This is a genomic window from Pelagicoccus sp. SDUM812005 (genome assembly GCF_031127875.1).
Classification (GTDB): Bacteria; Verrucomicrobiota; Verrucomicrobiia; order Opitutales; family Opitutaceae; genus Pelagicoccus.
In genome coordinates, this window is record NZ_JARXIA010000017.1 from 67,976 (window position 1) to 81,106 (window position 13,131).

Sequence of the window (13,131 nt, forward strand, 5' to 3'; positions counted from 1 at the left end):
TCGCGAGGAGCCTTACTCGACCGTATCCACCTCGAGCTGCAGAAAAACCTTCCCTCCCGCTTCGCTTGGAATCGCGACTTCCACCGCGACCGGCCCTTCTTGGTTAGACCCCACCGAGCTGCTCCAAACCGCCGACGCCCTGCGGTCGCCGGGAGTCGAGCTCGACCGCACTGCATAGCTCAAGGCAGGATCGGCCAACTGGGTAAAGGTCCAAACCAGCTTCCCGTCGACAAGCTCGATCTTCCCGTTCGGGTCCGCATCGCCCACCGTCGGGTTCGTTCCGAGCGCGTATTCAACGAGATTGCTACGGCCATCCTGGTCGGGATCGTCGTCATTCCCAGCAATCCCGTCGGCTGGATTTTCGCCGAAATTCGCTGTCTTCCATTCCTGGATACGGGTCAGGCGAAGCTCATCTGAGAGGATCGCAACCCGCAGCGAATCAACCCCCACCGTCTTGCTGTTGGCGTTGAGCGGATTGATCGCAAACACGCCAGCCGTAAGGTCGCTCAAGCCATCGAGGAAAGTCGCGTCGGGCGCCTGCGGGCTTACCGAAACGCCGTCCACCAGGTAGCTCCACTGCCCCGACTCCCTAGCGATCACTACCGTCAAGCCGTCGCTCAGATCGTAACCGGACTGATCGAAACTCGCGTTAGCATCGACGCCCGACTGCGTATGCACCGCCAATCCTTGCGGCGAGGCGCCTTGGAAGATGCCCGCACGCGTAAGCGTCGTCGCCGAAGCCCCCACAAAAACGCCTACCTGATCGACATCGCCCAAACCTTCGATCGGAGCAAACGTGGCCGTTACCGAAAAGTCCTCCGCCCCCGTGGAACCGAGCTTGGAAAAGTTGACTCCCACCGCCGAAACGAGCCCCATGCCGGCTTGACCGTTGAAGTCGCTCTGGCTCGAACGGAGCTCCAATTGGCCACTCGCTTCGTCGAGCGCGAGATTAGGATCGTTGCCAGCAAAGCCCGATCCCGTCCCGCTCAGTCGGGCAGTGAGGCCGGTCCGTTTCCCGCTACGGTCGGAAATGCCGGTCAGGCCTACCGCATCGAAGGGAAACAGAGCCTCTTGCAACTCGTATCCACCGGCCGCATACACCGAAAAATCCACCTCATCCGCCAGGCTCGGGTCAAACAGGTCGTGGACTCGAATGCGCACAGGGTGGATCGACCCCATCTGCGCCGCCAAGGGAGTCCATCGAATCGCTCCGGTGAGCGAATCGACAAGCAAGCCTTCCGGAGCCTGCAGGATCTTGTACTCGAGCGTAAGCTCGGGATTGGGAGCCTTGTTGACGAGCGTCAGGTCGAGAGAGTCGCCCATCGGAAGCGCGACATCCGCAATCGCTTCGAGCTCGGGCGGATCCAAGTCGGCGGAACGATCCGGAAGCGCGAGCTCGCTCCCCCACAGGGAACGCCCCTCCGGTCCCACCGCCGTGAAGCCCATCACCCACATACGATTCTCGTTGTCCCACTGCTCGCAGACCACCCCTTTGTACAGCGCACCGTCCATCGTGATGCGGATGTTCCGCCCGTCCACCATGCTCCAGGTGTCACCGTCAGCGCTCGATACCGAGCCGTCGCCGCTCAAGGCCACCACCTCGGAACAAGTGGGATCGGGGTCGCCGCCGGGAACCCAAGAGGAGTGGTTGATCACCTTCGGGTGCAGGATCGTCTTGTAGGAACCGGCCACTCGCTCAGACGTGTAGCTCCCTTGCGTTTCGCCAGCGTAGCGGTGCGGAGCCATCACCGGCCAGCCATCCTCGTTGAAGAAAAACTGATGAACGCGAACCTCGTGCCCTTCCCCCCTGCCCAGAAAGCGGGTGTGGAAGATATTAAACCATTTTCCCGTATCCGGATCCTTGATCACGGAGTTATGCCCCGGAGAAAGGTAACCCGCCGGAGACTGGTTCAGTTCGCCCGGAACGGGCAGGAACTGCCAACCACCCGCCAAGGCCTGGCCATAGTCCTTCCAGCCAGAGACGGGAGCGGTCGCCGGGTCGTTGCCCGCTGGATCGAGGAAGGGCCCATCCGGCTGGCGCGAACGAAATACGCGCATGTTGTAGTCGTCGTTCGAATTCAATCCCCCATAGGAAAGGAAAAGGTAGAAATACTTCGTCTCTGCATTGTATTCAATAAAGGGTCCTTCGATCAAAGCGCCGCGCCCGTTTAAGATCTTCGTTCCCCACTCCTGCCCCGGCTTTGGAAAACCGGTCGTGTCGTCCATCTCCAAAACGAAGATACCGCCCGAATAGGAACCGTAGACCATCCAAAGCCTGTCCTCGGTATCTCGATACAACGTGGGGTCGATGGTATTCGGGTCGAAAGCAGGATCGAATCCTGCCACCCCCGTGCCGCCTTTGAGAATCTCTCCCACGTTCGAATACGGACCTTCGATCGTATCGGAAACCGCCAGCCCCATGTAGCTGCGATAGCTGAGATGGTTGGTCCACACGTTGTAATAGTAGTAGAACTTTCCGTCCTCCAGCTGGTAAACGTCCGCTGCCCACAAGGTGTTCGCCTGCGACCAGGAAACGAGTTCCGAGAGCTCGCTGCTAAAACTCGAAAAGTGCCGCGGGTTTCCGGAAAACACCGAAGTCGCCACTTGCGTCCAGTTCATCAAGTCCTCCGTCCAGGCCGAAGCGCCATGCGAACCATAGACGTAGAAGCGATCGCCCACCTTGATCACCGACGGATCGTGCACCGACGCGTTGCGCGTGAAAGACGGCGTTTGCCCGGATACCACAGCGCCAGCGCTGCACAGGCACAGAAGGGAGATGGTCGCTCTGACGAGAAGCCTCATAGGTTACGTTTTTTGGGGAGTAAGATGGGTAGGAAAATGCGAACGCCTGAAAGCAAGCGCGGCCGCAGGATCGCGCGGATCGCCGCTGCCCTATCATGCGCCACCCGCACCCAAAACCCGCCAAATAACTCAACCTCGCCACCCGACTCGAATATCGACAGCCGCCCGCAAGGTACCCAATTTACCTCAAAACCGAGCTCTGTCGCCCCCTGAGGTTTTCAGCGAAACCGCAAAGCGACAGGCCGCAAAACCCAACCACCCTCGCCACGCCCATGAAGCTTGCTCCCCTCGCCCTCCTCGCCGCAATCCTCCCATTCGCCGCCGCCCTTCGCGCCGACACCCCTCAGTGGATCCCCCTCTTCGACGGCAAAACCCTCAACGGCTGGACCCCGAAGTTCGCCGGCCACCCCCTCGAGGCCAATCCCCACCGAACCTTCCGCGTCGAGGACGGCATCCTCAAGGTCTCCTACGACCAATACGACCGCTTCGCCGGCCAATACGGACACCTCTACAGCAACCAAGCGTACTCCCACTACCGCCTCCGCATGGAATACCGCTTCGAAGGAAAAATGATGCCCGACGCCCCGCACTACGTTAATCTCAACAGCGGCGTCATGATCCACTCCCAGTCTCCGCTCAGCATGGAGCTCGAGCAATCCTTCCCCGTCAGCCTCGAGTTCCAGTTCCTCGCCGACGAAGGCAAAGGCCCCCGCCCCACCGGCAACGTCTGTACCCCCGGCACCAACCTCGTCATCGACGGCCAGCTCGTCACCCAGCACATCGTAAAATCCTCCGCCCCCACCTTTCCCGCCGAGCAGTGGGTCGCCATCGAAATCGAAGTACGCGGCAACGACGAGGTCATCCACCGCGTCAACGGCCAGGAAGTCCTCCGCTACCAGCAGCCCCAGCTCGACCCCGCGGACGGCGTGGAAGCCGCCGCTCCACTCCTCGCCTCCGGCGCCCCGCTCCAGCTCTCCTACGGCCACATCGCCTTGCAAGCCGAAGGCCAAGGCGTCTGGTTCCGCAACATCGAGCTTTTGCCGCTTGATCGTGAATGAGAAAAAGGAAAGCGATCTCGCTTCACCTGGCACACGTATTTGGTTTATCCCTACATTTCCGCTACACCAGCAGCTCGATCTGGTGCTTCGCGCACACCGCCGCCACCTCCGAGAGGTCGTAGTGGCCGCGCTTGCTCATCGCATCCATGTCCCGAAAAAAGGCCTCGTGCCCAGCGGGAGTCGCGCAATTGATAAACACCGCCGGCTCGGCCGCCTCGTTGCGAAAGCCATGCGGAGCATCCGCATGCACGTGGAAGAACTCGCCCGGTCCCAGAGCTATCGTTTCCTCGCCGAGCTGAACGCTCAAGGTCCCCTCCATCACGAAAAAGTTCTCCGCGTGCGGGTGCCGATGCAAGGGAGCTCCCACCCCTTGCGGACAGGACATGCGCGTGATACAGCTCTGCGCGTCGGTCTCGTCCCCACCCGCGAGCACCCGAACCTCTAGCCCCAAGACGTCGAGAATCGGTAGTTCGTCCACTTTGCGAAAGAAGGAAGTTGCCAGCATATTCATACGTTCTAAGTTTGACCGTATTTAGTCAGTCTGTCTGACTATAGTCAAGATCTCTATGACCCAGAAGCAAAGTTACACCGAGGCCGCCCGCTCTTTCGGACACCTCCTGCGCTCTCCCTACGAGAAACTCTCTCGCCGCATCTACGGCGAACTGGCCCAGCGCGGCTTTCCGGAAATCCGCTTCTCGCACTCCTCCTTGCTGCGCACCATCGCGCCCGAGGGCAGCCGCCTCACCGACCTCGCCCAGCAAGCCGGCATCACCAAGCAAAGCATGGCCTACATCGTGTCCGACCTACAGGATTCTGGATACGTCACCCATCGGCCCGACCCGGCAGACGGACGCGCCAAGCTGGTCTGCCTGACCCAGCGAGGCGAGCATCTCATGGCAACCATGATCGAAATCTCCCAAGGGATCGCCGACGAAATCAACCGTACCTGCGGAAAAGACTTTCTGGAAAGGCTAAAGAGCCAACTCGCCAAACTCGACCAAGCCCTCAACTAAGCCGTCGAACCGAAACTCTCGACTCACACCTCTCATGAAACCAGCCCGTACTTCTCTCGCCCCTCTACTCCTGTTGCTCCTGCTTTTCGCCACCCCGCTCCAGGCCACCATCACCGTAACCGGCGACGAGCGCATCATGACGATGCCTTATCGCCTCGGTATCGATTCCCTGGGTACAGTCGAAGAAAGGACCGTGGCCGTGGCCAACAACGACCTCGACTTCGAAAAATCCGCCAGCGGTACCAACACCAGCGGATTCCCATGGTCAGCCTCCATCTCGGGCAAAATGAGCGCGGAGTACCAGCAACGCCAATCCCCCAGCGGTCGACGCCTCCTCATACGCGGACGCAGCACGAGCGAGTATTACGCCACCTCGGAAGGCGCCCTCGATGACGGATCCCGGCCGGAAGCCGAAATCGATGCCGAGCAAGACACCACCTCCCACCTCGGCACCAACCTCATCATCATCCGCTTCAACCTAGAGCGCGCCGCAGACTTCACCCTCAATTTCGATCACGACACCACGCTCTCCTCCAGCAGCGCCGAACTGCTTCTAAAAAACGGTCCCACCTCAACGGTTACTACCAATTTCAATGCAAAGCTTCCCATCACGGTATCCAGCACGCTCGAGGCCGGAGACTACGAGCTTCACGTCGGCGTCAGCCATTACACCTCCTACGCTTCCTCCGGATCCTGGCCCAGCGTTACCGCCTCCTACCAACTCGACATCCACTACACCGACCAGCCTGAAGTCGACGACCCCACCAGTCCCGAGACTCCTCCAGGCGGATTCACCAACGACCTGGTATTCACCGAGTTCACCGACTCGGAGAAGCTCGTCGTATCCAATATTTCTCTACTATCTGAAACGGACCTAGGAGACGGCACCACTCGCTTGCAATTCTCGGTCGACCTGCAAAACACCAGCGCCTGCTTCTGGCAAAGAGCCGAAGTGCTAGCCGTCGCCGAAAGCGAGGGAGCTCCCTCCCTCACCGCGACTCGGGACGCCTACTTCGGCAACCTCGACCCCGATTCCTCCAACGCGCCCGCCGAAGATGAGTTCATCGAGGTCGTGGTAGCCAACGCCGACTCTGAGTCCGTCAAGGCCAGCATCCTAGACGGATCCCGCCTGCAGACCAACGGACGGGAGCTGGTCTCCTTCACGAACCCGATCGTCGTCGTCGACTACGGCATGGTCGATAAACTTCTCAGCTACGGCCCCAACTCAATCACCTTCGAAATGCTCCCGAACGTCTCGGTCGGCGACATCATCTACTCGGAACCTTCCTACTACGTTCCCCCAACCGTTCAAATCAACGAAACCGGCTTTTTCTACCAAGGCTTCGATTCCGCCCTCCCCTTTCTCGTCAAAAGCATCGAACAGTCCGAAGAATCGACCGGAACATTTCTCGTTAACGGCGAGCAAATCAACCTCTTCGAGTACACGCTGCACGGCACACTCGAAACCTCCTACGCACGTAGCGGGGTAGACACGACCGGCCCCATCGGCGTCACCTCTCCGGACTACTACACTCACCCCATTCACTTCAACCGTATCCCTATGTCGGATACCATCGAGGCAAGCGGATCGTTCGCCATTCGCCCGAACGACCTAGGCGTTAAGGCCGAATTCGAATCGGGGCTCCTGCGAGCCCTCATCGTGGAGGGCAAACTCAACATCGACGCCAACTTCCTCATCGAAATCTCCGGCTCCGCCGAAAGCGAAGGAAGCGCCGCGGAAAATCGCAAGACTCTCGCCGAAGTGCCCCTCATCGTTATCGTCCTTCCCTCCGGCCTCATCTTCAAACCCGAGCTCTCCTTCGAGGTGGGCGTATCCGCGCAAGCCCAAGCCGGCCTCTCCCTCCCCTTCGAAACGGGGCTGGAGGTAACCTTCAAAGGCGGCTGGGATCGTGGCGAAGCCGTCTACGATTGCCAAGCCACCCCCGTGCCGACCCGCATCTCCCGCCCGCGAATCCACGAAGACAGCGGGGTCGGCATCGAGATCGACGCCCTCACCGAAGTCGCCTTCAAGATCTATCCGCCGAGCGCTCCTGTCGAAGTCGGCCCCACTTTCGGCGCGGCTCTCAATACCGAATTTTCCCTCACCCCGCTCGCCGACCCGGCATGGCAGATCGAGGCCGACCTCGAACTGCGCGGCGGCGTAGAACTGGAAATCCTCGAAATCATCAGCTTCATCGACGCCGAGAAAACCCTCCTCACCCTGCCCGTCGTCGAGCTGGATTCCGGCGGGCCGCTGGCCGCCGCTAATCCCTCCAGCGAAGTCGTCCTTCCCGACAACCCAGGACTGCGGCCGCTCGAAGGCGCCTCCACTCGCTGGATACGCGCCCTGCAACCGCTGAGCAATACCAGCGGCACTACCGACATGTTCGCAGTTTCCCTCGCCGGCACCGACCATTTCGTAGCGGGAGGCTCTACCACTACAAACGGGGAAATCGTCTCCTACACCAGTACCGGCGAACTCCGCTGGGCTCTCAAGGCCACCACCCTCCGCCCTATTTCCGCCGTCGCGGAACCGGACGGCAGCTTCACCGTGCTCAGCCAACGCAGCTCCAGCGTGCAGTTGACCAATATCGACGGTGACGGAAACCAAATCTGGCAAAAGTCGCATAAACTCTCGGGCTACTACACCTACGACAACATGAGCCTCGCCCGAGGCGAATCCGAGTCCGGAGCCGCCGAATACTTCGTCCTCGGTCGCAGCATCTTCGGAGCCCCCTTCAACAAACACGCCACCGTCACCAAACTGGACGCCAATGGCATCCCCCAGTGGAGCCGCGTCTACACCACCTCCCCCGACGAACAGCACTTCGAGCCCAACGAGATCATCGTCACCCAGGACGGAAACCTCGCCCTAGCGGGAACCACATACGCGAACATCGAGATCCCCAATGGAGGCGACCTCATCAGCGAGAATCCAAACCTCACCTACAATCCCTTCGTCCTCAAGCTCGACAGCGAAACCGGCGACGTGCTCTGGTCCACCGTTATCGGAACGGGACGTATCGCCGAAATACATACCCTCGCCGAAGACGACGAAGGCAACCTTTACCTAGGAGGCGGCGTACTCCTCGTAGTTTACGACACCATCCCCTCCAACTTGCTCTGCAAGCTCTCCCCCGATGGGCAATACATCGACAGCATTCTTCTCGGCCACGAACAGCCTGACATCGGGACCGAAGCGGAAGTCACCCTCAGCGGCAAGTTGCCCCAGGGCGGGCAATCGCTCAAAGACGTGACCTACGATATGGTCTGGGCGGACGGAGCTCTCTGGATCGGAGGGCAAATCGGCTTCTTCAATAGCGGACTGGGCTACCTCAATGGCTCCTCCGCCTTTACCGCCCGCGTCTCCAAAAACCTTGGCGTCAGCAGATTCTCAATACACGCCGGTTCCGCCGGCGATCACATCCGAGCCCTCGCCGACGGCGGAGACGGGCTCTTCGCCTACGGAGGCTCCTCCTCCTTCCTGCCATGGCCTGAAGGCGCCGCCAGCGAGGACGACGCCGGCCCCTTCCACCGTACCGCAAGCATGATCCCCTGGGAAGGCCTAGCCCGCTTCCACCCAGCCAGCGGAGCGGCCCGGGGAGCCGACGCAGCAGAACCTACCAGCGGATCCTTCTTCGTCTACCCACGACAAGTGGCAACCAGCTCGCTGCCGGACTTCTCCGTACGCCAAGAAAGCCTATTCGAAGGGGGCGACGAGGTGCGCACCGGAGCCGGCTCCCTAAGCTACACCATCACCGAACTGAGCTTCGAGGAAACCACCGACGTCGCCGGCCCCACCCCCATCGCTCCCCTGCAACACTTCGCCATGGAATTCTTCCCCGAAGAAAAAGCAGAGGACCTCGATAGCTTCCTCGCCTGGTCCCAAATCGATTCCGACGCGGACCCCGATCGCGACGCTTACGGGGCGGCGCTCGAGTGGCTCATGGGAGCCGATCCCTTCTCCCACGACTACGGACTCCTCAGCATCCAGCCCACGGCCGACCTACCCGCAGGGTCCTTCGATATCACGTTTCCGCGACGCAAGCAGCTGAGCGACGGAGCGCTCGCCCTCTTCTCCTCAGAGAATCTACTAGAGTGGGAAGAAGTAAGCGACGCGACCTACCAAGCCGGAGAACTCGACGATTTCAGGGATCTCATCACAGTTCCCATCGAATTCGAACCAGACAGCGAGAAGCGATTCTTCAGCATCCAAATTCCAACTACAACTCCAGCCACCATCGAATAAAGCGCCTAGTTCGTCCTTTCCTGCAAGGGCAGGTAGTGCCTCAAGACACGCTTCAGCTGATCCACCTTGATCGGCTTGGCAAGGTAATCGTCCATCCCCGACTCCAAGGCCCTCTCCCGATCGCCCTCCAAGGCATTCGCCGTCAAAGCCACGATGGGAATCTTTCGCTTGTCGCAAGAAAACTTCCGAATGCGCCGCGAGGCTTCGTAGCCATCCATCACCGGCATCTGGCAATCCATCAAAACCAAGTCGTAGTTTTCCCCTTCCACAGCGGCCAACGCTTCTTCCCCATTTTGAACCGCGCCACATTCGTACCCCAACTTCTTGAGAAAACGGGCCGCTATCTTGGAGTTGATCGCATTGTCGTCCACCACCAGGACCTTGCCTGAAGTGCCCGCCGAACGATCCACCGCCTTGCTCTCGACCGGCTTCGGTTTAACCGGCTTCTCCGCCCGCCCAGAATCCAGCAATGACTCCAAGGCCCTCAACAGCTGGCTCTGCCGTATCGGCATTCTAATGACACCGTCCGTTCGCGAAACAAGGGCTGGATCCAACTTCTTCCCAAACGCTTCCGCCAACAACAACCGAGGAGCAGGAAGACCGCGGTCCCGCTGCGACGTTAAATGCGAAATCGCCTCCGAATAGGCATCCAGGTCCGAAACCACGATATCGACACTTTCGAACCACTCCTCAAAACGACGAGGCTGACTCTCTGCAGCGTCAACCGTAACCACCTGCAAATCGAAACAGCCCCAACTTCTCAAGTGCTGGCAGATCGAATCCCCAAAGAAGGACGCCTCCTCCGTCAGAATCAAGAACCGTCGCTTCAACATCGCTCGCGGCATGACATGCTCGAGAGCCGCCCCTTTGGGCTGCTTTTTCAAGGGAATCGTAAACGAGAAGCACGAGCCTTCTCCCAAGACGCTCTCGACCCTAATCGAACCTCCCAGCAAGGTCACGAGCCGCTTGGAAATCGCCAGCCCCAATCCCGTGCCTCCAAACGTTCGCGTATGCGAGTCGTCAACCTGCATGAACGACTTGAACAGATTCCCCATCTTCTCTTCCGGGATGCCGATTCCCGAATCCTGTACCCTAAATTCCACTACAATATCGCGACCGGCGCGTTCGACCAAACGCGCCTTGATCTCGACCGTGCCCTCAGCTGTAAACTTGACTGCATTGCCTGCAATATTGAGAAGCACTTGACGTAGCTTATGGCTATCCCCGATCAAGAGGCTCGGCACCGCAGGATCGATATCCGTTTGGATCGCAACGTTCTTCTCGAAGACGCGGCTCGCGAGCAAACCCACCACCCCGTCGACAAGCGAGATCAAATCGAAGGCATGCGGATCGAGCTTCATCTTGCCCGCTTCCATCTTCGAAAAGTCCAGTATATCGTTGATGATAACCAACAGGGCTTCCGCCGAGGAGAAAGAGGACTCCGCATACTCGAGCTGCTCCTCGTTCAAGTCCGTATCCAAAAGGAGCTGCATCATGCCGAGAACTCCATTCATCGGAGTGCGAATCTCGTGGCTCATGTTGGCGAGAAACTGGCTCTTCGCCGCATTGGCATTCTCCGCCGCCTTGCGGGCCGTTTGCGCATCGTCCAATATATTCAACATCGCCCGGCCCATCTGGCTGTTCTTGGCAACCTTGCGCTCCAAGTCCTTCATCTCGGCTTTGCGTAAACTCAGAAGCGCGCGGGCCTCGCGGTTCTCCCGCTCCAAAGCCCTCATGCGATCGCTCCCTTCGGCCACCAGACGCTCCAGCAAACTCGACCGCAATTGCTCCAGCTCGCAAAGCGCCTTCGATTCGCGATAGGCCCGCCGGCTTCGCCTCAAGGCGACCACATGGGCAGCCAGGGCGAGACCGAGAGCAAACAACAAGAGCCAGAGCAGAGCAAATTCCACGGTCGTCTAGGTCTCCAAATTCCGCGCCGCGACTTCCTCGCCGAAAGGCGCCTTACGCCCCAGCTCGGAACACAAACGGTTGATCTCGCCCTTCAGCTCCACCATTCGCATCTCGCGATCGATCGCGATCCCGTTGAACGACTCGATCTGACGCACCTTTTCCTCCAGTTCGTCTCTCGCCTTTTCCGCCTCTCGCTTGGTAGTCCGCAAGGCCTCCTGGTAAACCTCCGCTTGCGTCCGATCCCGTATCTTCAAAGTAAATACATCGCTATCGCCAATCCTTCCCGCCGTCGCTTCCATCTCGGAAGGAAAACGCGCTCCCGAACGGCGAACCCCAGACAGTCGTATCGTTTCAAGCTTGTAGTTCTTGGTCCCGATGTGCTCGAGAAGCGTTTCCAAGGAATCGAAACGCATCTCCGATTCCGTGGCAATGATGTTCCAGATCCACTTCGACTCCAACTCCTCGACCGTGTATCCAAACATCAGTTCAGCCCCTGGGTTTGCGCTCAGAATTCGTCCCTCCTTGGAGCAAGTAAAGATAGCGTCCTTTGTATCGCGGATCACCATCTCGTTACGAGCCACAGTCTGCTCGAGCGAATCCAAGACCTCGTTGTACTTTTGGGCAATCTGCCCCACTTCCGTAAACGGTTCCACAGTTACCCGACGCGTCAGGTCGAACTTCTGGGACTGCAGCTCCATCTCGCGCAGCAAGTCGAGATGCTCCGTGGATACCTTATGCTCCGCCGCGTTCAAGCCCATGACCTCCTGCTCAGGGCTGACTCGCAGTCGAATCGTCATGCGCAGTCCCGAAAGGAACAGATACGCGGGCAGAAAGCCCACCAACGCGCAAACCACTACGCCCAGAGCCTGGACGCCCAGCTGATCCCAGCGGCTCACTCCCTCGCCCCACGCGCTGGCGTCCCCTAGCAAAGCCACCGCGAGCGTCCCCCAAATCCCCGCCGCCGTATGCACCGAAAAGGCTCCCACCACATCGTCCAGCTTCAAGCGCTCGAAAAACCGGTCCGCCGCCATCATCACCAGGGCCCCGACCGCTCCGATCAGGACCGAGCTGCCTGAGGAAACCAAATGGCAATTCGCCGTGATCGCCACCAAACCGGCCAACAAGCCATTCGTGATGTATTTGGCGTCCGGATACTTCAGAAATACCAGGCTCGCCAGCAAAGCCGTGACCATGCCGCTGGTAGCCGCCAAAATAGTGTGAGTCACCACCAAGGGAACGTCCCCACCCCATGCCAAAGAACTGCCTCCATTGAAACCGATCCAACCGAACGCCAAAATCAGGGTGCCAAGCAAAGCAGTCGGCAAGCTCTGGCCTGGAATACTCCTCGATCGACCGTCCTGGCCCTCGCCAAAGCGACCAATTCTCGGCCCCAGCGCCACCACCCCAGCCAAGGCCACCCAACCGCCGATACTGTGCACCACCGAGGATCCGGCGAAGTCGATGAACCCCAGCGACGCTAGCCAACCTGGCTGGCCGCCCAAGGCCCCGCCCCACGCCCAGTGTCCAAAGATAGGATACACCAGAGCGGATACGAAGACCGATATCAACAAATAGCCCTTGAAGCTCATCCTCTCCGCTACCGCGCCCGAAACGATCGTCACCGCCGTACCGCAAAACATCGCTTGGAAGAAGAAGAAGGCGACGACCTGAGGCGTGGCCCCTGCCGACTCGAAGAAAAAGCCGCTGCCGCCAAAAGCCCCTGACCGGGAAAGCCCAAACATCAAGGCGAATCCAAACGCCCAATATACCATTACGGAAATCCCGAAGTCGGTCAGGTTCTTCACCGCGACATTGATGCTGTTCTTGGTTCTCGTCCAACCGCTCTCCAAGCACAGGAAACCCGCCTGCATCAGCAGGACCAAAGCCGCACAGATGACGACCCAAAGTAGATCTAAAGATGTTTCGCCCATAAAAGTTTGAGGTACGCGAAAAAAGGGCGAAAGGATCAACTCTCCTCGATCCCCCTTTTCCAACGGGTTGAAATATAAAACGGAAGCCAACATCTAGCAGTTCCCGCGCCTCCGCGCTTCCAAACCAAGTAAAAGTCTGGCTAACTTTTCGGCCCAATTGCATGAAC

General features: G+C 59.3%; 7 protein-coding genes. 3 read left to right on the forward strand and 4 right to left on the reverse strand.

The window, feature by feature from the left end:
• Window positions 1-12: 12 nt before the first annotated feature.
• The gene (locus QEH57_RS18325; protein WP_309008227.1) at window positions 13-2,802 is read right to left on the reverse strand and encodes a glycoside hydrolase family 43 protein; all 2,790 of its coding nucleotides are present in this window, start codon (window positions 2,800-2,802) and stop codon (window positions 13-15) included.
• 272 nt (window positions 2,803-3,074) lie between these two features.
• On the opposite strand from QEH57_RS18325, the gene QEH57_RS18330 reads away from it, so the two are divergent.
• Window positions 3,075-3,860, forward strand: coding sequence for a DUF1080 domain-containing protein (locus QEH57_RS18330; protein WP_309008228.1), 786 nt, complete (start codon window positions 3,075-3,077; stop codon window positions 3,858-3,860).
• 61 nt (window positions 3,861-3,921) lie between these two features.
• Here the strand turns inward: QEH57_RS18330 and QEH57_RS18335 are convergent, their stop codons facing one another.
• Window positions 3,922-4,371: a cupin domain-containing protein gene (locus QEH57_RS18335; protein ID WP_309008229.1), complete on the reverse strand. Its 450-nt coding sequence runs from the start codon at window positions 4,369-4,371 to the stop codon at window positions 3,922-3,924.
• Window positions 4,372-4,426: 55 nt separating this feature from the next.
• Between QEH57_RS18335 and QEH57_RS18340 the strand changes: the two genes are divergently transcribed.
• Both QEH57_RS18340 and QEH57_RS18345 read left to right on the forward strand, forming a co-directional pair.
• On the forward strand, window positions 4,427-4,873 hold the full coding sequence (locus QEH57_RS18340) for a MarR family winged helix-turn-helix transcriptional regulator (RefSeq protein ID WP_309008230.1): 447 nt from the start codon (window positions 4,427-4,429) through the stop codon (window positions 4,871-4,873).
• A gap of 34 nt (window positions 4,874-4,907) precedes the next feature.
• Entirely contained in the window at window positions 4,908-9,122 is a 4,215-nt protein-coding gene (locus QEH57_RS18345) for a hypothetical protein (protein WP_309008231.1), read from the forward strand.
• A gap of 5 nt (window positions 9,123-9,127) precedes the next feature.
• Here the strand turns inward: QEH57_RS18345 and QEH57_RS18350 are convergent, their stop codons facing one another.
• Both QEH57_RS18350 and amt read right to left on the reverse strand, forming a co-directional pair.
• On the reverse strand, window positions 9,128-11,032 hold the full coding sequence (locus tag QEH57_RS18350; protein WP_309008232.1) for a response regulator: 1,905 nt from the start codon (window positions 11,030-11,032) through the stop codon (window positions 9,128-9,130).
• A gap of 6 nt (window positions 11,033-11,038) precedes the next feature.
• The gene (amt, locus tag QEH57_RS18355) at window positions 11,039-12,964 is read right to left on the reverse strand and encodes an ammonium transporter (protein WP_309008233.1); all 1,926 of its coding nucleotides are present in this window, start codon (window positions 12,962-12,964) and stop codon (window positions 11,039-11,041) included.
• Between the last annotated feature and the right edge of the window lie 167 nt (window positions 12,965-13,131).

Bases quoted from the DNA above. Each gene is read 5' to 3' on its own strand.
- QEH57_RS18325 (WP_309008227.1), bottom strand. From the start codon at position 2,802: ATGAGGCTTCTCGTCAGAGCGACCATCTCCCTTCTGTGCCTGTGCAGC.
- QEH57_RS18330 (WP_309008228.1), top strand. From the start codon at position 3,075: ATGAAGCTTGCTCCCCTCGCCCTCCTCGCCGCAATCCTCCCATTCGCC.
- QEH57_RS18335 (WP_309008229.1), bottom strand. From the start codon at position 4,371: ATGAATATGCTGGCAACTTCCTTCTTTCGCAAAGTGGACGAACTACCG.
- QEH57_RS18340 (WP_309008230.1), top strand. From the start codon at position 4,427: ATGACCCAGAAGCAAAGTTACACCGAGGCCGCCCGCTCTTTCGGACAC.
- QEH57_RS18345 (WP_309008231.1), top strand. From the start codon at position 4,908: ATGAAACCAGCCCGTACTTCTCTCGCCCCTCTACTCCTGTTGCTCCTG.
- amt (WP_309008233.1), bottom strand. From the start codon at position 12,964: ATGGGCGAAACATCTTTAGATCTACTTTGGGTCGTCATCTGTGCGGCT.